The organism is Spirillospora sp. NPDC049024 (assembly GCF_040649235.1).
In the GTDB taxonomy this organism is placed as follows: domain Bacteria; phylum Actinomycetota; class Actinomycetes; order Streptosporangiales; family Streptosporangiaceae; genus Spirillospora.
Map to the genome: position 1 here is coordinate 1 of NZ_JBEZFD010000049.1, position 18,001 is coordinate 18,001.

18 protein-coding genes, 3 tRNA genes and 1 pseudogene are annotated in these 18,001 nt (G+C 74.2%); 12 read left to right on the forward strand and 10 right to left on the reverse strand.

Features of this window, described 5'->3' with window-relative positions:
- Nucleotides 1-497: 497 nt before the first annotated feature.
- From AB0C21_RS42930 to AB0C21_RS42940, 3 genes are read left to right on the forward strand one after another with little or no spacing between them, the layout of a single operon-like run.
- Nucleotides 498-653: a hypothetical protein gene (locus AB0C21_RS42930; protein WP_500212250.1), complete on the forward strand. Its 156-nt coding sequence runs from the start codon at nt 498-500 to the stop codon at nt 651-653.
- Between the two features lie 57 nt (nt 654-710).
- Nucleotides 711-1,748, forward strand: a complete 1,038-nt coding sequence (locus tag AB0C21_RS42935) for a polyprenyl synthetase family protein (RefSeq protein ID WP_500212252.1) — start codon at nt 711-713, stop codon at nt 1,746-1,748.
- Between the two features lie 14 nt (nt 1,749-1,762).
- Nucleotides 1,763-2,968 (forward strand): PucR family transcriptional regulator, encoded by a 1,206-nt coding sequence (locus AB0C21_RS42940; protein ID WP_500212254.1) that lies wholly within the window; start codon nt 1,763-1,765, stop codon nt 2,966-2,968.
- 60 nt (nt 2,969-3,028) lie between these two features.
- Here the strand turns inward: AB0C21_RS42940 and AB0C21_RS42945 are convergent, their stop codons facing one another.
- The 3 genes from AB0C21_RS42945 to AB0C21_RS42955 all read right to left on the reverse strand — a co-directional run bounded on the left by AB0C21_RS42945 (nt 3,029) and on the right by AB0C21_RS42955 (nt 5,463).
- Entirely contained in the window at nt 3,029-3,415 is a 387-nt protein-coding gene (locus AB0C21_RS42945) for a nuclear transport factor 2 family protein (protein ID WP_500212275.1), read from the reverse strand.
- 97 nt (nt 3,416-3,512) lie between these two features.
- Nucleotides 3,513-4,700 carry a zinc-dependent alcohol dehydrogenase gene (locus AB0C21_RS42950; RefSeq protein ID WP_500212256.1) on the reverse strand — a complete coding sequence of 396 codons (1,188 nt, stop codon included), beginning with the start codon at nt 4,698-4,700 and terminating at the stop codon, nt 3,513-3,515.
- 79 nt (nt 4,701-4,779) lie between these two features.
- Nucleotides 4,780-5,463 carry a hypothetical protein gene (locus tag AB0C21_RS42955; RefSeq protein ID WP_500212258.1) on the reverse strand — a complete coding sequence of 228 codons (684 nt, stop codon included), beginning with the start codon at nt 5,461-5,463 and terminating at the stop codon, nt 4,780-4,782.
- Nucleotides 5,464-5,698: 235 nt separating this feature from the next.
- Between AB0C21_RS42955 and ctaD the strand changes: the two genes are divergently transcribed.
- Nucleotides 5,699-7,375 carry an aa3-type cytochrome oxidase subunit I gene (gene ctaD / locus AB0C21_RS42960; RefSeq protein WP_500212260.1) on the forward strand — a complete coding sequence of 559 codons (1,677 nt, stop codon included), beginning with the start codon at nt 5,699-5,701 and terminating at the stop codon, nt 7,373-7,375.
- A gap of 22 nt (nt 7,376-7,397) precedes the next feature.
- On the opposite strand, the gene qcrB is transcribed toward ctaD, so the two are convergent.
- Together qcrB and AB0C21_RS42970 are read right to left on the reverse strand one after the other, a co-directional pair.
- Complete coding sequence (gene qcrB / locus AB0C21_RS42965; RefSeq protein WP_500212261.1) at nt 7,398-9,032, reverse strand: cytochrome bc1 complex cytochrome b subunit; 1,635 nt, start codon at nt 9,030-9,032, stop codon at nt 7,398-7,400.
- 91 nt (nt 9,033-9,123) lie between these two features.
- Nucleotides 9,124-10,002, reverse strand: a complete 879-nt coding sequence (locus AB0C21_RS42970) for a LysR family transcriptional regulator (protein ID WP_500212263.1) — start codon at nt 10,000-10,002, stop codon at nt 9,124-9,126.
- Nucleotides 10,003-10,099: 97 nt separating this feature from the next.
- On the opposite strand from AB0C21_RS42970, the gene AB0C21_RS42975 reads away from it, so the two are divergent.
- Nucleotides 10,100-11,494: an MFS transporter gene (locus tag AB0C21_RS42975; RefSeq protein WP_500212265.1), complete on the forward strand. Its 1,395-nt coding sequence runs from the start codon at nt 10,100-10,102 to the stop codon at nt 11,492-11,494.
- Here the strand turns inward: AB0C21_RS42975 and AB0C21_RS42980 are convergent.
- The 3 genes and pseudogenes from AB0C21_RS42980 to AB0C21_RS42990 all read right to left on the reverse strand — a co-directional run bounded on the left by AB0C21_RS42980 (nt 11,460) and on the right by AB0C21_RS42990 (nt 14,026).
- Nucleotides 11,460-12,569, reverse strand: coding sequence for a PrsW family intramembrane metalloprotease (locus AB0C21_RS42980; protein WP_500212266.1), 1,110 nt, complete (start codon nt 12,567-12,569; stop codon nt 11,460-11,462). The genes AB0C21_RS42975 and AB0C21_RS42980 overlap by 35 nt on opposite strands.
- Nucleotides 12,560-13,129 carry a hypothetical protein gene (locus AB0C21_RS42985; protein ID WP_500212267.1) on the reverse strand — a complete coding sequence of 190 codons (570 nt, stop codon included), beginning with the start codon at nt 13,127-13,129 and terminating at the stop codon, nt 12,560-12,562. Before AB0C21_RS42985 ends, AB0C21_RS42980 begins: the two co-directional genes overlap by 10 nt.
- Nucleotides 13,130-13,206: 77 nt before the next feature.
- Nucleotides 13,207-14,026, reverse strand: a pseudogene (locus AB0C21_RS42990) (pentapeptide repeat-containing protein).
- 102 nt (nt 14,027-14,128) lie between these two features.
- Between AB0C21_RS42990 and AB0C21_RS42995 the strand changes: the two are divergent.
- From AB0C21_RS42995 to AB0C21_RS43015, 5 genes are all read left to right on the forward strand, one after another.
- Nucleotides 14,129-14,911, forward strand: coding sequence for a putative protein N(5)-glutamine methyltransferase (locus AB0C21_RS42995; RefSeq protein ID WP_500212268.1), 783 nt, complete (start codon nt 14,129-14,131; stop codon nt 14,909-14,911).
- A 53-nt stretch (nt 14,912-14,964) separates the two neighbouring features.
- Nucleotides 14,965-15,099, forward strand: coding sequence for an LPFR motif small protein (locus AB0C21_RS43000; RefSeq protein ID WP_268843208.1), 135 nt, complete (start codon nt 14,965-14,967; stop codon nt 15,097-15,099).
- A 328-nt stretch (nt 15,100-15,427) separates the two neighbouring features.
- A tRNA-Ala gene (locus AB0C21_RS43005) sits at nt 15,428-15,499 on the forward strand.
- 33 nt (nt 15,500-15,532) lie between these two features.
- A tRNA-Gly gene (locus AB0C21_RS43010) sits at nt 15,533-15,604 on the forward strand.
- 89 nt (nt 15,605-15,693) lie between these two features.
- Nucleotides 15,694-15,764 (forward strand) — tRNA-Gln (locus AB0C21_RS43015).
- Here the strand turns inward: AB0C21_RS43015 and AB0C21_RS43020 are convergent.
- Nucleotides 15,736-15,897, reverse strand: a complete 162-nt coding sequence (locus tag AB0C21_RS43020; protein WP_500212270.1) for a hypothetical protein — start codon at nt 15,895-15,897, stop codon at nt 15,736-15,738. The two genes, AB0C21_RS43015 and AB0C21_RS43020, sit on opposite strands and share 29 nt — an antisense overlap.
- A gap of 1 nt (nt 15,898) precedes the next feature.
- Nucleotides 15,899-16,813: a 5-dehydro-4-deoxyglucarate dehydratase gene (gene kdgD, locus AB0C21_RS43025; RefSeq protein WP_500212271.1), complete on the reverse strand. Its 915-nt coding sequence runs from the start codon at nt 16,811-16,813 to the stop codon at nt 15,899-15,901.
- Nucleotides 16,814-16,887: 74 nt separating this feature from the next.
- Here kdgD and AB0C21_RS43030 point away from each other — a divergent pair, with 74 nt between their 5' ends.
- Together AB0C21_RS43030 and AB0C21_RS43035 are read left to right on the forward strand one after the other, a co-directional pair.
- Nucleotides 16,888-17,814: a LysR substrate-binding domain-containing protein gene (locus tag AB0C21_RS43030; RefSeq protein WP_500212273.1), complete on the forward strand. Its 927-nt coding sequence runs from the start codon at nt 16,888-16,890 to the stop codon at nt 17,812-17,814.
- Nucleotides 17,815-17,876: 62 nt separating this feature from the next.
- Nucleotides 17,877-18,001 (forward strand): acyl-CoA dehydrogenase family protein (locus tag AB0C21_RS43035; protein WP_500212276.1); only part of this gene is annotated, 125 nt, incomplete at its 3' end.

Sequence of the window (18,001 nt, forward strand, 5' to 3'; positions counted from 1 at the left end):
GGCGGGGGGCCGCGCGGCGCGCGCCCGCCCGCGCCCCCCCGCCGCACTGGCCGCATTCCGCCAATTAATTGTGGGCAACGTCACAGCGGCGCGCGTAGTCCGGCTCAATTGAATTCTCATCTGAAAATATACCTTGTGCGAATGCCCTGGGAATTCGCGCGCTGATCGGGCGGAAACGGGCCGCTTTCGCTCCGCGCCGGGGGGCCGGTGACGTGCGGGGTCCGGGCCGTCCGCTGCCCGGCCGCCTCCTGCAAGCGTGCGCTGACATGCGGTTTCCGGGGCGGGATCGCCTCGCGCGGAGCGTGACCCGCCGGTGCCGGTTGCCGGACCGGGCAGCCCGGCGCGGCCCGGACTGCCCGGGGGTGCAGTTCAGCATCCCGCATTTCTGTAGCAAGATAACGGCCGTCCGGTCGTATTGTCCGCCCTTCCCGGGGATCGCCGGCGCCGTTTTCGGCGCGGATCCGCGAGCGCGGGCCGGAGAAATGGAGGAAACGCGCGTGGCCGCGTCCGTCATCAACCGATTCCGTGCCCTGGCCGCCGACGCGCTCGATCCCCGTGATCCCCCCTGGAGCGAGTACCCGCTCGACCGCGTGCCGGGGACGCCGCCGTTCCCCGGCACGGCCCGGATCCAGGGCGGGCGCGCCCGGCACTGACGGGCCCCGCCGGAGCGCCGGCACGGCCCGAGACCCCCGCAGCAGAGGAGTTGGCACGTGGACGAAGGAGTGTTCGGCAGGGCGGCCCAGGAACGGGCGATCGCCGAGGTCGAGGCGGAGATGGTGCGGCTGTGCGAGCTGCTCGCCGAGGGCATGGCGATGGGGGTGGACGAGGGGCGCGAGATGGTCGGGGGCGCCATGTCGGAGTTCCTCGTGGAGTTCTTCGACCTCGTCCGGGCCGAGGGCCCGCGGCCGGGCGTGAAGAGCGTGGTCACGCTGCCTCTGCTGGTGCACGGGGCCGAGACCGGCGAGCCGGGCCCCGGCAGGCCCGTCGCCGTGCTGCACCTGCTCTGGTGGGCGTCGGCCCGCTACCTCGACGGACTCCCGGAGGCCGCCGGCGCGCCGTCCCCCGCCACCGGCGGGAAGGTGCTCACCGCGCTGGCCGTCGGCGGCCAGCTGCCCGGCAGGCTCATCGCCGGCATGCCCGTCGGCGGCCCCGTCCGCGCCGCGCTCGCGGACGAGCTCTCGCGCGCCTGGGTGGACGCCGTGGACGGGCGGCTCCGCCGCCTCACCGAGCGGGCGTCGAACGCGACCCTCGCCTCCGTGCTGCGCGGCTACGAGGGCGGGACGGGCGCGCCCTACGCGATGGCCGCGGCCTCGGCGGCGCGGCTCGCCGGGGCGGATGACCGCCGGACCGCGGGCTGGCGGGCGTACGGGCGCGCCCTCGGCGTGCTGCGCCGGCTCGCCGACGACCAGCGCGACCTCGTCACCGGGCGGTACGCGGACCTCGCCGCCGGCACCGCCACGTTCCTGCTCGTCCACCTGCTCACCGGGCTTTCCCCCGCGCGGCGCCGCGAGGCGCTCGCCCTGCACGCCTCCGCCCGCCACTCTGCGTCCGCGCGCGCCGAACTGGCGGCCTGGATGCTCGACGAGGAGGTCGCCGAGTCCTGCGCCGCCGCCGTCGCGCCCCTGATCGACCGCGCCCACGGCCTGCTCGACATGCTCGGCGGCGATCCCGGCTGCGTCCGGGAGCTGCACCGGCTGGTCGACGGGACCGTCGGCCGCCTGCCCGGGCTCCGGCTGGCCGTGGCCTAGGGGGAGGACCGTCGATGACCGTCTCCGGCGGACTCCCGGAAGTCCTCACCGCGCACTGCCCGCGGGTCGCCGCGGCGATCCGGGAGGCACTGCACGGCCATCCCGCCTACCAGCCGATCAGGCGGGCGGCGGGCCCGATGTTCGGCGGGCGCCGGGAGACCTGCGCCCGGCTGCTCGGCCTCGTCCTGCGCCGGTCCCCCCTTCCCGACGACGACCGGGGGCGCTTCCGCGACCTCGGCGTCCTCGCGGCCCGGCAGGCGGTCCCGCTGCCGGTGCTGTCGGAGGCGTGGGACCTCGCGCTCTCCGCCGCGGCGCGGAGCTGCTGGACGGTCGCGCCGCCCGGCTGCTTCGCCGAGATGGCCGAGCTGACCGCGCACGCGGCCCGGCTCGCCGACGGCGCGCGGGAGGCCTGCATCCAGGGCTACGCGGAGGCGCCCCGCGAGGGGGCGCGGTCGCGGCCGCTGCGCCGGCTGCTCGCCGAGACCCTGATCGACGGGGCTCCCGCCGGTGTCATCGCCGACGCGGCCGGCGTCCGCCTGGCGCCCGCCTACCTCGTCCTGCGGTGCGAGGCCCCCGCGCTCGCGGCGGACGACTGGGAGCGGGAGAGCGAGCGCCTGGAGTCGTGGGAGGGCGTCCTGTACTCGGGCGGTCCGGAGGGGCTCACCGTGCTGTTCCCCGCCGCCGAGCCGCTGCGCGCGGAGAACCTGGCCGCCGAGTTCACCGCGGGCCTGGCCGCCCGCTCGCGCGGCCCGGTGCACGCCGCCGAGTCCTTCCGGCGCGGCATCGCCGAGATCCCGGCCGCGCTGGAGGAGGCGTCCCGGGTCCTGACGATCGCCAAGGCGATCCCGGACGCCGAGGACCGCCCCTACCGGGCCGACGAGCTGCTGGTCGAGCTGGCGATCCTCGGGCAGCCCGCCATCCGCGGCCGGCTCTCCGCCGTGCTGTCCCCGCTCGACGCCGGCACGGACCTGCGGCGGACGCTGGAGGTGCTGCTCGCCTGCAACCTCGACCGCGAGCGCGCCGCGCGGGAGCTGTGGATCCACCGCCGCACCCTGCACTACCGGCTGGACCGCATCCGGGACCTGTCCGGCGTCGACCCCAGCTCCGCGCGCGGCATCCAGCTGTTCCGCGCCGCTCTCACCTCGGCGCGCCTGACGTGCCTGGAGCGCGACGGCCGCCGCGCGGAGGACGCCTCCCTGCCCCCGCCGCTGAGCGCCTGAACGGGACGCTCCCCGGGCCGGCCGCCGAGGAACACGGCGCCGGCCCGGTCCGCACGGCGGTCAGGCCAGGCCCATCTCCCGCCTGACCGCCTCGAACTCCACCGCCATCGCGTCCGAGAGCGCCTGCGCGCCCGACAGCGGCCGGACCATGACGCAGAACTCGTCGATGAGCCCGTCGTCGTCGTGGTGCAGGAAGTCGCAGCCGTGCACCTCGCGGTCGCCGACGCGCGCCTTGAAGACCAGCGCGTGGTCGCGGCCGCCGCCGATCTCGCGGACGTAGCGGAAGTCGGCGAAGACCCGGGTCACCGCCCGCAGGATCGCGGTGACCGCCGCCCGCCCCTCGTACGGCGCGAACGCCACCGGGCTGAGGAACGTCACGTCCTCGGCCAGCAGCGCCGGGAGGGCGTCCAGGTCGCCCTTCTCGACGGCCGCGCGGAACGGGTGCATCGGGTCCACCTCCAGAGCCCCGGTCATCGGCACGCACGGGGACGTGCCGAAAGCCTAGGGCCGGCGCCCCCGGTCCGCGATCACCGACCGGCCGGTGTCACGTGCCCGGCTGCAGCAGCACCTTGATGGCGCCGTCCCGCTTCTTCTGGAACATCTCGTACGCCTCGGGCGCCTTCTCCAGCGGCCAGCGGTGCGTCGCGAGGTCCATCACACCGAGCGGGTCGGCGTCGTCGGCCACGAGCGGCATCAGCTCGTCGATCCAGCGCTTGACGTGCGCCTGGCCCATCCGGACGGTGATGCCCTTGTCGAACATCTGCAGCATCGGCAGCGGGTCGGTCATGCCGCCGTACACGCCGCTGAGGGAGATCGTCCCGCCCCGCCGCACGGTGTCGATGGCGGTGGTGAGCGCGGCGAGCCGGTCCACGCCGACGCGGGACATCAGCGGCGCGGCGGAGTTGCCCGGCATGAGCCCGGTGAGGGTCTGCGCGAGCTTGGCGCCGGGGGAGCCGTGCGCCTCCATCCCCACCGCGTCGATCACCGAGTCGGTGCCGCGCCCCCCGGTGAGCTGCCGGACCGCGTCCGGGACGTCGTCGGCGTCGGAGGCGTCGATCACCTCGACGCTGTGCCGGCGCGCCATCTCCAGCCGCTCCGGAACGAGGTCGACCCCGATCACCCGGTGGCCGAGATGGCGGGCGATCCGGGCCGACATCTGCCCGATCGGGCCGAGCCCGAGCACCGTGACCGAACCGCCTTCGGGGATCTCGGCCCAGGCGACGGCCTGCCAGGAGGTGGGCAGGACGTCCGAGAGGTAGAGGAACCGCTCGTCCGGCGGGCCGTCCGGCACCTTGATCGGCCCGAACTGGGCCTGCGGCACCCGCAGGTACTCGGCCTGCGCGCCCGGCACCTGCCCGTACAGGCGGGTGTAGCCGAACAGCGCCGCGCCCATGCCCTGGTCGCGGACCTGCGTCGTCTCGCACTGGGCGTACAGCTCCAGGCCGCACATGTGGCAGTGCCCGCACGAGATGTTGAACGGGATGACCACGCGGTCGCCGGGCTTGACGTGGGTGACGTCCGGGCCGGTCTCCTCGACGACGCCGATCGGCTCGTGGCCGAGCACGTCGCCCTCGTTCATGAACGGCCCGAGCACCTCGTACAGGTGCAGGTCCGACCCGCACACGCCGGTCGAGGTGACCCTGATGACCGCGTCGTTCGGCTCCTTGATCTGGGGGTCGGGGACGTCGTCGACGCGGACGTCGCGCTTGCCGTGCCAGGTGACAGCCTTCATCGTGCTCCTCCGGTGGGACGGGCTCCGTCCCAGGCGGCCCTACCCGCGCGACCGGGGCGAAACGTCCGGGGCGCGGCGCTCAGGCGCAGCGGTGGGCCCGTGCGGCGGCGCGCACCGCCGCCCTCCTCGTCGCCCACAGGTAGGGCACGCCGGGCGGGTACGCCTCCGGCCCGGGCTCCGGGCGCAGCCGGAACCCGCGCGCGTCGTAGGCCTCCCAGCCCGTCCGGCGGCCGCGCAGGTTCAGGACGTGCGTCACGGTCCCCGCGGAGTGCCCGTGGTGCCGCAGATGCCAGCGGTGGGCGTCCCGGTCGGCGGTCGTGAACTGGTGCAGCCGCCAGCCGGGCCCGACGTGGTGCGCCAGGTCGAGCGTGACGAGCGGCTCGTCGTCGGCGGGGCGCCTCGTCCGGGCCTGGGCCGGGACGCCGTCCCCGGGGCCGGCGCGGGCGGGCCGGCGGCCGGAGTCGCCGACGAGCCGGGCGAGCTCGCGCGCGGCCTCGGCCAGAGCGCGCGCCGCCTCCGCGAGCCGCTGCTCCTCCGCGAGCCGCTGCTCCTCCGCGAGCCGCTGCTCCTCCGCGGGCGGCGGCCCGCCCGCGCCGGTCTCGCGGCGCGCCCGCGCCGCCCTCCTGCGCGCGCTGTCCAGCCGGTCGAGGGCGCGGGCGGCCTCGTCCCGAGCGGCCGCGACACCGGCCCGGCTGTCGAAGTCCTGCGTCCGCATGGGCTCCGCGGGCTCGCGGGCCCGCGGGGGCGTCCGGTCCTTCCGCATCGGGGGGAGCTCCTTCGCATGTGCTTTCCGAGCGCACTTCCCCGAGTTCCCGGCTTCATCCCTCGCACGGTCCGGGGGCGCCGCGCCCGCGGCCGGCGCCGAGGAACCCCGGACCGGGTGTCCGGCCTGATGGGCGGGGGCCGGGGGCTGATCGGGGCCCGGTCCGCGCGGCGTTTGAAACAGGACTGCGCGGCAAGTGGCCGGATGGGGTCAGGACGAGGGAGGGCAGGCCGGGATGACGACCGTCCAAGGGCGGCAGGACACCAGCGTCGCCGACGCGCTCGCACGGCACCGCAAGGGGACCAGGATCAGCCATGTGCTGGCGACGACCGACCACAAGATGGTCGGCTACCTCTACCTAGGGACGTCGTTCGCGATGTTCCTGGCCGCCGGCCTGATGGCCATGGTGATGCGGGCCGAGCTGCTGGAGCCGGGCAAGCAGGTGGTGAGCAACCACACCTACAACGAGATGTTCACCATCCACGGCACGATCATGATGCTGCTGTTCGCCACCCCGCTGTTCGCCGGGTTCGCCAACGTGCTCGTCCCGCTGCAGATCGGGGCGCCGGACGTGGCCTTCCCGCGGATGAACGCGCTCACCTACTACCTGTTCCTGTTCGGCGCGCTCATGGTGCTGGCCTCGTTCATCATGCCGGGCGGCGCTCCGGGGTTCGGCTGGTTCGCCTACACGCCCCTGTCCACCCAGACGTACTCGCCCGGCCAGGGCGGCGACATGTGGACCATGGGACTGATCCTGTCGGGGTTCGGCACGATCCTGACCTCGGTGAACATGATCACCACGATCATCGCGATGCGCGCCCCGGGCATGGTGATGTTCCGGCTGCCGATCTTCACCTGGAACGTGCTGCTGACCAGCCTGATGGTGCTCATCGCCTTCCCGGTGCTGGCCGCGGCGCTGTTCGCGCTGGAGGCCGACCGCAGGCTCGGCGCCCACATCTACGACCCCTCCAACGGCGGCGCGCTGCTCTGGCAGCACCTGTTCTGGTTCTTCGGCCATCCGGAGGTCTACATCGCGGCGCTGCCGTTCTTCGGGATCATCACCGAGATCCTTCCGGTGTTCAGCCGCAAGCCGCTGTTCGGCTACCTCGGCATGGTCGCCGCCACCATCGCGATCACCGGGCTGTCGATGACGGTCTGGGCGCACCACATGTTCGCCACCGGCGGCGTGCTGCTGCCCTTCTTCTCGATCACCTCCTTCATGATCGCCGTGCCGACCGGCCTGAAGTTCTTCAACTGGGTGGGGACGCTGTGGAAGGGGCAGTTGACCTTCGAGACCCCGATGCTGTTCGCGCTGGGGTTCCTGGTGACGTTCCTGTTCGGCGGCCTGACCGGGGTCATCCTGGCCTCGCCCCCCATGGACTTCCACCTCACCGACTCCTTCTTCGTCGTCGCCCACCTGCACTACGTCCTGTTCGGCACCGTGGTGTTCGCGATGTTCGGCGGGTTCTACTTCTGGTGGCCGAAGATGACCGGCCGGATGCTGAACGAGACCTGGGGGAAGATCCACTTCTGGACGCTCTTCGTCGGCTTCCACACCACCTTCCTCGTCCAGCACTGGCTGGGCGCCGAGGGCATGCCGCGCCGCTACGCCGACTATCCCGACCAGTTCGCGACCCTGAACCTCGTCTCGTCGATCGGCTCGTTCATCCTGGGGGCCTCGACGTTCGCGTTCCTGTGGAACGTGCTGTGGTCCTGGCGGCACGCCGAGCGCGTCCAGACCGACGACCCCTGGGGCGCGGGCGGCTCGCTGGAGTGGGCGACGTCCTGCCCGCCCCCGCGCCACAACTTCACGTCGATGCCGCGCATCCGGTCGTCGCGCCCCGCGTTCGACCTGCACTACCCGCCGAAGGAGCCGCCGCAGGAGGCCGAACCGGCGCTGCCCCCGCCGTGACCGCCCGGCCGGCCGCCGCCGGTCACTCGCCCCGGCCGTCCTCCCCGGAGCCGTCGCGCAGGTCGCCCTGGCCGCCGCCGTGCGACTCGGCCTGGTAGTTGAGGTAGAAGCGGTTGACGCGGGTCCGGACCTGCGTGCGGGCGCGGTCCGGCGTCGGCAGCGGGATCAGGTGGTGCGGGTACGGCGCGACTAGCTCGCCGGGCTGCCGAGCCTCCAGCACCGCCTCGGCGTCCTCGGACGGCTGCTCGTGCCGCTCCCGGAACCCCCCGTCCGGCGTCAGCGAGATGAGGCCGCTCTCCACGCCCTCCTCCCGCGTGCGCAGGTCGCGGCGCTGCAGGCTCAGGCACACCCGCCGGGCGATGGCGAAGGCCGCGAGCGGGAAGACGAAGAACCCGGCGCGGAAGAACCAGGTCGTCCAGAACAGCGGGATCTTGAAGGTCGCGGAGATGACGTCGTTGCCGCCGGCCGCCAGCATGTTGCCGTACCAGGCGACGGCGGCGGCGCCGATCGCGGTCCTGGTCGCGGCGTTGCGCGGCCGGTCCAGCAGGTGGTGCAGGCGTTCGTCGCCGGTGGCCCAGCGCTCCACGAACGGGTAGAGGCCGATGAGCGTGAAGAACAGCCCGGGCAGGACGACGGCGGGGAGCAGCACGTTCCAGGCGATGGTGTGCCCGAAGAGGTTCGTGGACAGGCGCGGCATGGTGCGCAGCGAGCCTTCGAGGAACCCGACGTACCAGTCGGGCTGGGAGCCGAACCCGACCTGGTCGGGCTCGTACGGGCCGTACAGCCAGACCGGGTTGATCTGGAAGAACGCCGCCAGCAGGGCCAGGACGCCGAAGGTGAAGAGGAAGTAGGCCGTGCTCTGCGCGGCGAAGTGCGGGAAGGTCGGCTCCCCGGTCACCGCCCGCTCCCGCCGGCCGCGGCCCGGGAAGATGGTGTGCGTCTGGTGCCACAGGATCATCAGGTGCGCGGTGACGAGGGCGATGAGGATGCCCGGGATCAGCAGGATGTGCACGGTGAAAAGCCGCGGGATGAACTCCTCGGCGGAGGGGAACTGCCCCCCGAAGATCCACAGGGCCGCGTACGTCCCGATGACGGGGATGGAGAGCACGATGCCCTGGAAGATCCGCAGGCCGGTGCCCGACAGCAGGTCGTCCGGCAGCGAGTAGCCGGCGAACCCCTCCGCCATCGCCAGCGCGAACAGCGTCGTGCCGATCACCCAGTTGATCTCCCGCGGCTTGCGGAACGCGCCGGTGAAGAAGATCCGCATGAGGTGGACGACGATGGCCGCGACGAAGACGTTCGCCGCCCAGTGGTGGACCTGCCGCATCAGCAGCCCGCCGCGCACGTCGAACGACAGGTGCAGGGTGGAGGCGTAGGCCTCGCTCACCTTGACGCCCCTGAGCGGGGCGTAGGAGCCGTCGTAGACGATGTCCGTGCCGCTCGGCTTGAAGAACAGCGTCAGGTAGACGCCGGTCAGCACGAGGATGACGAACGAGTAGAGCGCGATCTCGCCGAGCAGGAACGACCAGTGCTTGGGGAACGCCTTCCGGATGTTCTTGTCCAGGAACTCGGTGGAGCCGAGCCGGTCGTTGACGCCCCAGAAGAGTTTCTGTACCCGCTCAGATTTGGCGCTTTCTCTCCCGTTTTGTACCGCCATAGAGCTCTCCCCGGCCCGGCCGTCGTGTCCCTGGGGCGGCTACCCGGGGCGGGTTGGGGCAAACGCTGCGCCGCAGCGGCCCCGGGGGGCCTCAGGCGCTGGCCGCGTAGAGGACCTCTCGCATACCGGGTACGGTCTCCCGGTCGGCCCGCCAGACAAGGCGGAGACCCAGGTCGGGAACGTCGAACGCGAGCCGGGCGAGGGTCCCGGCCGCGAGCCGGTCGCGGACGGCGAACTCCGGGAGCAGGGCGATGCCGAGGCCCTGCTCCGCCCAGGACGCCATCACGGTCACGCTCCCCGCCCGGACGCGTTCGACGGCGTCGCCGAGGAGCCGCTCGCCGGCCATCCAGAACGAGCACGCCGGCACGTTGACCAGCAGCCTCTCACCGCGCAGATCGCCCGCGGCAAGGCGCCGGGCCCCGGCGAGCACGTGGTCCGGCGCGGCGACGAGCGCGAGCGGCACCGGCTCCAGGTCGAGGAAGTCCAGCGGTGCGGGCGGCGGCGTGAAACCGAGCCCGCCCACGTCGTCGCCGGCGTCCAGCAGCAGCGCCGCCTCCAGGTCCCCGGCGGCGACCGCGTCGAGGAGCTGGTCGCGGGCCGCGTCCGACCGGACGTCGACCCGCAGGCCCGGCCGCCGCTCGGCCAGCCTGGCCAGGACGCGGGGGACGTGCGTGGCGGCGATCGACTCCAGCGCGCCGAGCCGCAGCACCGGCCGCTCCCCGGCCACGTCGCGGCGGGCCTCCTCGGCCTGCCGGAGCAGGCGCCGCGCCCAGCCGCGCAGCCGCTCGCCCTGCTCGGTCGGCCGCATGCCCTTCGGGCCGCGGTGGAACAGCGGCACGCCCAGCGACGCCTCCAGCGCGCGGACCTGCTCCGACACCGACGACGGCGCGAGGCCGAGCGCGTTCGCGGCGTCGGTGACGGTCCGGTGGGCGACGACGGCCTCGAACGTCCGCAACTGGCGCAGTTCCATGCCGGTGCCAACCCGGGCCGCGCGTTCGGATATTCCGAACGCGGCGTGCGGCGCAGCCGGTGGAGCCCCGCGGCCCGGATTCCCAGACTGGGGCGCCATGAGCTCGGTTCTCTCACCCGCACCGGCCGGCACGGCCCCCGGGCGGCGCGGCCCCGCCCTGCTGGGCATCTCGCTCGGCTACTTCATGGTGCTGCTCGACACGACCGTCCTGTCGGTGGCCGAACCCGACCTGGCCCGCTCCCTGCACGGCACGGTCGCCGGCCTGCAATGGGCCGTCACCGGCTACACCGTCGTGTTCGGCGCGCTGCTGCTGTCGGCCGGCGCCGTCGCCGACCGGTACGGCGCCCACCGCGTCTTCCGCGCGGGGATCGCGGCGTTCGGCGCCGGATCGCTGCTGTGCGCCGCCGCTCCGGACCTGTGGACGCTCGTCGCGCTGCGCGCGGTCCTCGGTGCCGCCGCCGCGGCCTGCGTGCCCGCGTCCATGGCGATGATCGCCCGCCTCTACCCCGCGCCCGCCGAGCGCGCCCGCGCCGTCGCGACCTGGGCGGCGACCAGCGGCGCCGCCCTCGCGGCCGGACCCGTCGCGGGCGGCGCGCTGGTCGGCATCGCCGGCTGGCGCGCGATCTTCCTGATCAACGTCCCGCTCGCCGCCGCCGTCCTCGCGCTCGCGGCGGGACGGGCCGTGCGCTGCCCGCGCGGGTCCCGCGGCCTCGACCCGGCGGCGCAGCTCCTCGCGTGCGCGGCGCTGGGACTGCTGACCGACGCCCTCATCGCGCTGGGGAGCGGCGGGGGCGTCCACGCGGCCGCCTCGGCGGCCGGAGCGCTCGCGGCCGGCGCGGCGTTCGCGGTCCGCGAGCGCGGGAGCGCGGCGCCGGTCCTGGTCCCGGCGGTGCTGCGGGCGCCCGGGATGCCCGCCGCGCTGGCCGCCGGCGCCGCGGTCAACTTCGTCATGACCGGCGTGCTGTTCGTGCTGCCGCTGGTGTTCCAGCGGACCCTGTCGCTGACGCCGTTCCAGACCGGCCTGGCGTTCCTGCCGATGACGTTGCCGTTCGCGTTCAACCCGCTGCTCACCGGGCGGATCGTCGCGCGGACCGGGCCGCGCCGCCCCGTGCTCGCCGGGCTCGGCCTGCTGACCGCCGGGGGAGTGCTGTTCGGGGCCGTGCTGCTCGGCGGCGCCTCCTATCCGCCGCTCGTCGCGGGCCTGCTGTGCACCGGATTCGGCGTGTCGTTCGCCCTGCCGGCCCTCGCGACCATGGTCGTCGCGGCCGCCCCCGAGGGCACGGCCGGCGCGGCGGGCGGCCTGCTGAACGCCGTCCGGCAGCTCGGCGCCACCCTCGGCGTCGCGATCATGGGCGCGTTCGCGCCGGTCGGCTCCGGGGGCGGCGCAGGCGACCCGGCCTACGCGCTGTTCACCGCCGCCGCCGTCTGCGCGGCCGTGTGCGCGGCCGTCCTGGCCCTCACACCACGCGCACGTTCGCGCCGGACGCCTTGAGGTCGTCGCGCAGGGCGCGGATGTCGGTGCGCAGCCGCTCGGCGGCCAGCGGGTCCCGCTCCAGGCCGCCGAGGCCGTCCTCGATGAGGGCGAGCTCGGCGGCCCGGAGCCGTGCGAGCAGCCGCCGCGCCTCGCCGACCGGCACGCCCCACTGCTCCTTCCTGCGCCACTTGCGGAACGCGAGCACGTGACCCTCGCCCGGCACCAGGACGCCGCCCGCGGTCTCCGCGTGCACCGTCCGCCGGAAGTGCGAGAGGTAGCGGCGCCTGGCCAGCCGGTAGGCGACGACCGCGGCCAGCAGGATCGGCGCGCCCTTCACCGGCATCAGCATCAGCCCGGACAGGACGGGGGCGTCCCACCAGGAGTGCAGCACCATGGCGAGGACGAACGCGCCCACCGCGGCGGCCACGTGCGCCTTGGAGAACCGCCCGATCAGGCAGCCGAGGCCCGCGCCGCCCACCGCGGTCATCGCCCAGTGGCTCCACCACGCCCCGCCGACCACCCGGCTCCCGAAGGAGAAGAACGCCGCGTTCGCGTCGTGGGTGGCGCCGGTCAGCACGATCGTGTTCAGGACGTACAGGAAGTTCTCCGCGAACTGGAAGCCCAGCCCGGCCAGCGCGCCGTAGCCCCACCCGTCGAGCGGCCCGCGGACCGCCGCCGGCGCCATCAGCGCCACGACCGCGACGCCGAGCAGCTTCAGGATCTCCTCGTCGACCGGCGCGGCGATCGACGCGCCCCACGCCGCGTTGAAGCCCGGCCCCGCCGTCTTCCCGACGATCGCCTGGAACGCGGCGTTGGCGGGCAGCGCCGTCCCGAACGCGGCCAGCCCGCCCCACGCCACCGCGACCAGCGCGTAGCCGAGCGGCGGCGAGCGGACCGGGTGCAGCCGCCGCAGCAGCCACACCCCCGCGGCCAGCGCCGGCGCGAGCAGGGCGAGCCCGGCGATCGCGCCCGCGGGGAAGGCCGCGGCGTGCGCGCCGATCCCGCGGAGCGCGGTCCAGGCGCCGAGCAGGCACGCCGCCGCCCACAGCCAGAACGCGGGACGGTGCGCGAGGTCCCCGCGGGTCAGCCCCATGGCGCCGCGATCCTGATCGTCCGCACCATCGCCTCGACCTGCGGCGCCGCCTTCCGGAAGGCGTGCGGCGGTCCGGTGGCCGTGACCGACGCGCCGAGCGCCCCCTTGGCGAGGACGGTCGCCGTGCCGACGCGCCCGCGCCCGGCGAGCCGTCCCGTCAGCCCCGTCACGCCCTGCGCGGTGGTGACCGGGACGGGACCGGTCCCGAGGCGCGCGTGCCCGCCCGCGGCGACGATCCGGCCGAGGCCGCCCCACAGGGCCCGCGCGTCGGCCGATCCCAACGGGACCACCACATTGAGGTCGAAGACCACGTCGCCGCTGAACAGCTCGGCGCCGTTGGAGAGGGACGTGTCGCCCCGGTTCAGGGCCCAGCCGGCCGAGGTGACCGAGAACGTCACCGGGCGGACGCCGCCGCGCTCCGTCCCGACCGACACGACCGTGCCGGGCGCCAGCGGCTGCCCGCGGAGTCCGAGGACCCGGTCGAGCAGGGGAAGCCCGGCCCCGAGGACCAGCAGCACGAACGCCACCGCGCCCGTGCCCCACCATGTGACCCGCACCACGCGACCCCCCGACGTGCGCTGCGGAAAAATGCCCTTTGACGGGCGAAAATGCCCCCAGACCGGGCGGCTAAACAAGATCAGGCCGCGGGCGCCGACCAGTGCGCGGGCCGCGCGAGCGACTCCGGCAGGCGGGTCGCCGCGTCGCCCCGCGCCGAATCGAGCTGCGCCTGGGTCAGGAAGAGGCACCCGGTGAGGTCCGCCCCCCCGCAGGTCGGCGTCCCGTAGGTCCGCCCCGATCAGGTCGGCCGCCCGAAGGTCGGCGCCCCGAAGGTCGGCGGCGATCAGGTACGCGCCGCGCAGGTCGGCCCCGCGCAGGTCGGCGCCCTTCAGCTTCGCGCCCAGGAGGTCCGCGCCCCGCCGGTCCTTGCCGCGTCCGGACAGACCGGCCCGCGCGAGCACGCTGGCCCGCGACAGCAGGCCGCCCGCGCTCTCCCGGACCGCCCGGACGTCCACCTCGGCCAGCTCGCCGGGCCCGCCCCGGGTGAGGCGGTCGATCTCCTCGAAGGCCCGCCGCAGGTCGTCGCGGATCGGCCCGGAGGACGGCAGCGCCGCGGCCTCGTCGAGGTACCGGAGCAGCTCGTGGAGCTGCCGCATGACGGGGAACACGGCGAACATGCGGCGCGCGACGTCCGGATCGGCGCGCCAGTCGCGGCCGGAGAAGGTCAGCTGCGACACCTTCTGGCCGGCGCCGAAGCAGTCGAAGACCGTGCAGCCCGGGAAGCCGCGCCGCCGCAGGTCCGCGTGGATGCCGCAGCGGAAGTCGGCCAGGAGGTTGCGGCAGGGCTCGCCCGCGTCCTTGTCCACCGCGAAGTCGGCCGACCTGGCGAACGGCAGCGCCACGCAGCACAGCCCGAAGCAGCTGGCGCAGTCGGCCCTCAGGTCCGCTCTGTCCGACACCCCTGACCCCCGGCTTCTGGACGACGCTCCATTGTCGCGCCGGGCCGGCAATGCGGCGAACGCGTCGGAGGCGGCGCGGCCGGGATAAAGTTGCGGACTCCTATGACAGCACCCCTCACCGAACCCGGCATCGTCTCCCGGCTCCGCGCCGCAGGCTGCGTTTTCGCCGAGGACGAGGCCCGCCTCATCCTCTCCACCGCCCGCACCCCCGGCGAGACCGACGCGATGGTGGAACGGCGCGCGGCCGGCGAGCCGCTCGAACACGTCCTCGGCTGGGCGATGTTCTGCGGGCTGCGGATCGCCGTCGGGCCCGGGGTCTTCGTGCCCCGCCGCCGGACCGAGTTCCTCGTCCGCCGGGCCCACGCCCTCGCGCCGCCCCGGCCCGTGGTCCTCGACCTGTGCTGCGGATCCGGTGCCCTCGGGGCCGCGCTCGCCTCCGGCCTGGACGAGTGCGCCCTGCACGCCGCCGACATCGAACCCGCGGCGGTGCGCTGCGCCCGCGCCAACGTCGCTCCCTACGGCGGCGAGGTCTACGAGGGCGACCTCTTCGATCCCGTCCCGGACGCGCTGCGCGGCCGGGTCGACGTGCTCCTCGCGAACGTCCCCTACGTCCCGACCGGGGACGTCGCGCTCCTGCCGGCGGAGGCGCGCGACCACGAGCCGCGCTCGTCGCTCGACGGCGGCTCCGACGGCCTCGACGTCCTGCGCCGCGTCACCGCCGAGGCGTCGCGGTGGCTGGCCCCCGGCGGGCATCTGCTGTTCGAGACGAGCGAGCGGCAGGTCGCCGGCGCCGTCGCCGCCGTGCGGCGCGGCGGCCTCGCGGCGACGGTCGCGGAGTCCGGCGATTTCCATGCCACCGTCATCGTCGGAGCAAAGCCGGTGTAAAACTCCACAGCGGGGTATCGGTTCGTCAGGACGAACCGAAGGAGTGAAGACAGATGCGCCGCATCAGCGCAGCGATCAGCGCCATTGTCGGGACGATCGTCAGCGTCGTGACCCTGCCGTTCCGCGTTCTTGGGCGGTTGCTGACCCCCGGTCGCGGCCGCGCCCGCACCCGCCGCGGGGCGGTGTGACGCATATCCGCTTCGCCCCGGGCCGCTCCTCAGGAATGGCCCGGGGCGAGCGCGTGGAAAATGCGTTGCGCGCCTGCCCGGCGTCTCGCACCATAGGGGTGTGGAACTCGACGGAAGCGAACGGGAAGGAGCGGTGACCATGGTCGCGACCATCGCGCAGCAGGCGCCGCAGCCCTTCGGGGCAGGGGCCGGCCGAGGTTTCGCCTTCGCCCGGAACGCCTCTGGATAGAGCCGTAAGGCTCCGCCGGAGGCCGCCAGGGAGAAATCCCGGCGGCCTTTCTCTTTCCTCGTCGCAGATCGTCATTCATCGCCTGTCGATGTTCTACACGGGTCAGTAGCTCAATGGGAGAGCACCCGCCTTGCAAGCGGGGGGATGCCGGTTCGAGTCCGGCCCGATCCACGGTCCTCAGAACGGAGTCATTCGGCTCCGCACGTCGCACAGGCCTAAATGGTGAGGCGGCTGGCTTCCACCCAGCAGAACCGGGTTCGATTCCCGGGTGCGGCTCTGGACTGGACCGGCGGGAGTAACGACCCCCGGCCGGTCCTTCCCGTGCCCGCGGCGGGCGGACGCCACCGCCCGCCGGCGGGCACCCGTGCTGGATCATCCAATGGCAGGATGCGTGACTCTGGATCACGTCATGCAGGTTCGAGTCCTGCTCCAGCAGCTCGTCCGGCGTTGAGCGGGGCGCGTGGCGCGGCGTGCACCTCGGCGTCGTGGGCGTCCAGCGGCAGCGTGACCGACGACAGCTCGATCCAGGCGATCCGGTCGAGGACCGCCTCCCCGGCGGCGCCCGCCATCTCAGCCCACCCGCTTCACGAGCTCCGAGAGCCGGGCGGTCTCGTCCTCGGTCAGGTCCGTCAGGGGCGGGCGGACGGGGCCCGCGGGGTGTCCCGCGACCCGCATGCCCGCCTTGACGATGCTCACCGCATAGCCCTTGCGCCGGTTCCGGATGTCGCAGTACGGCAGGACGAACTCCGCCAGCCGCCGCTGGACCGCGTCCCGGTCTCCGGCCCGGACGGCGGCGTGGAAGGCGAGCGCGAACGCCGGGACGAAGTTGAAGATCGCCGACGAGTACGTCGTCACGCCCATCTCGCGGTAGGGGAGCGCGAACGTCTCGGCGGTCGGCAGCCCGCCGATGTAGACGAGGCGGTCGCCGAGCCGGGACCGGATCCGCGTCATCAGCTCCAGGTCGCCGACCCCGTCCTTGAACCCGACGAGGTTCGGGCACGCGTCGGCCAGCCCGGCGACCGTCGCGTCCTGGTAGACGGCGTTGGCGCGGCTGTAGACCGTCACGCCGAGGCCGGTCGCCGCGCACACGGCCCGGACGTGCGCGGCCAGGCCCTCCTGCGGCGCCTCGGTCAGGTAGGGCGGGAACAGCAGCACCCCGTCGGCGCCGGCGCGCTCGGCGTCCTCGGCCATCCGCACGGCCGCAGCCGTCCCGTACCCGGCGGGCGCGATCACCGGGACGCCGTCCGGCGCCTCCGCGACCGCCGCGCGCACGACCCAGCCCACCTCGTCCGGCGTCAGCGAGAAGAACTCGCCCGTCCCGCCCGCGGCGAACAGCCCGGCCACGTCGTACTCGCCGAGACGGGCGATGTTCTCCCGGTAGGCGTCCTCGTCGAAGGACAGGTCGTCGCGGAAGTGGGTGACGGGGAACGACAGGAGCCCGGACCCGAGCCTCCGGGCGGTCTCGTCGGGCGCGCTCTGCATCATGCCCCGAGGCTAGGATGGCCGATCGATCCAGGTCCAACACAGAAAACGCATCCACTGATACCCGGAATGAATCGATGTTCACGCTCACCCAGCTCGCGAACTTCGTGGCCGTCGCCGAGGAACTGCACTTCGGCCGCGCGGCCGCGCGGCTGCGCATGACGCAGCCGCCGCTCAGCCGCCAGATCCAGCTGCTGGAGAACGAGCTGAAGGTGCGGCTGTTCGACCGGACGAACCGGTCGGTGCGCCTCACCCCGGCCGGGCGCGCGTTCCTCGTCGAGGCCCGCCGGCTGCTCCAGCAGGCCGACCAGGCCGCGACGTCCGTCCGGCAGGTGTCGGCGGGGGAGGCCGGGACGGTCACCCTGGGCTTCACGGCCGCGAGCGCCTACGCCACGCTCGGCCGGGTCCTGGAGGCAGCGCGGACGGCCCTGCCGGACGTCGAGATCGTGCTGCGGGAGATGGTGACCCGCGACCAGGTGCGGGCCCTCGCCGAGGGCGGTCTCGACCTCGGGCTGGTCCGGCCCCCGGTGAGCGACCCCGACCTGGAGGAGCGCCGCGCCGACCGCGAGGCGCTGCTCGCGGCGGTCCCGAGCGGCCATCCCCTCGCGGAGGGGGACGGCCCGCTCTCCCTCGCCGACTTCGACGGGCGGCGGTTCATCATGTACTCGCCCGTCGAGGCGCGCTACTTCCACGAACTGCTGATCAGCCTGTTCCGGCAGGCCCGCGTCTCGCCCGTGTACGCGCAGTACCTCAGCCAGGTGCACAGCGTCCTCGCGCTGGTCGACTGCGGCTGGGGCCTCGCCCTCGTGCCCGCGGCGGCGGCGCGGCTGCGCTACGCGGGCCTGACGTTCCGGGCGGTCGACCTGCCCGATCCGGCTCCCGTCGAGCTGAGCCTGGCCTGGCGGCGCGGCAACGACAACCCGGCGCTCGTCCGGCTGCTGCGCCACCTGGGACCGCCCTGGCCATCGGTGACCCGCCTTGACGGCGCCCGCCCGCTCGCTTAATTTGGCGTCCAAATATTGGCCGTCAAAGTATCGGCCCGCACCGCCCGCACCCTGGAGGAACGATGAGCGACTTTCCCGCGTACGCGCCGTCGGAGGAGCATGAGCTGCTGCGGCGTACGGTGCGTGAGCTGGCCGAGGCCAAGATCGCTCCTTTCGCGGCGGAGGTGGACGAGGAGTCGCGGTTCCC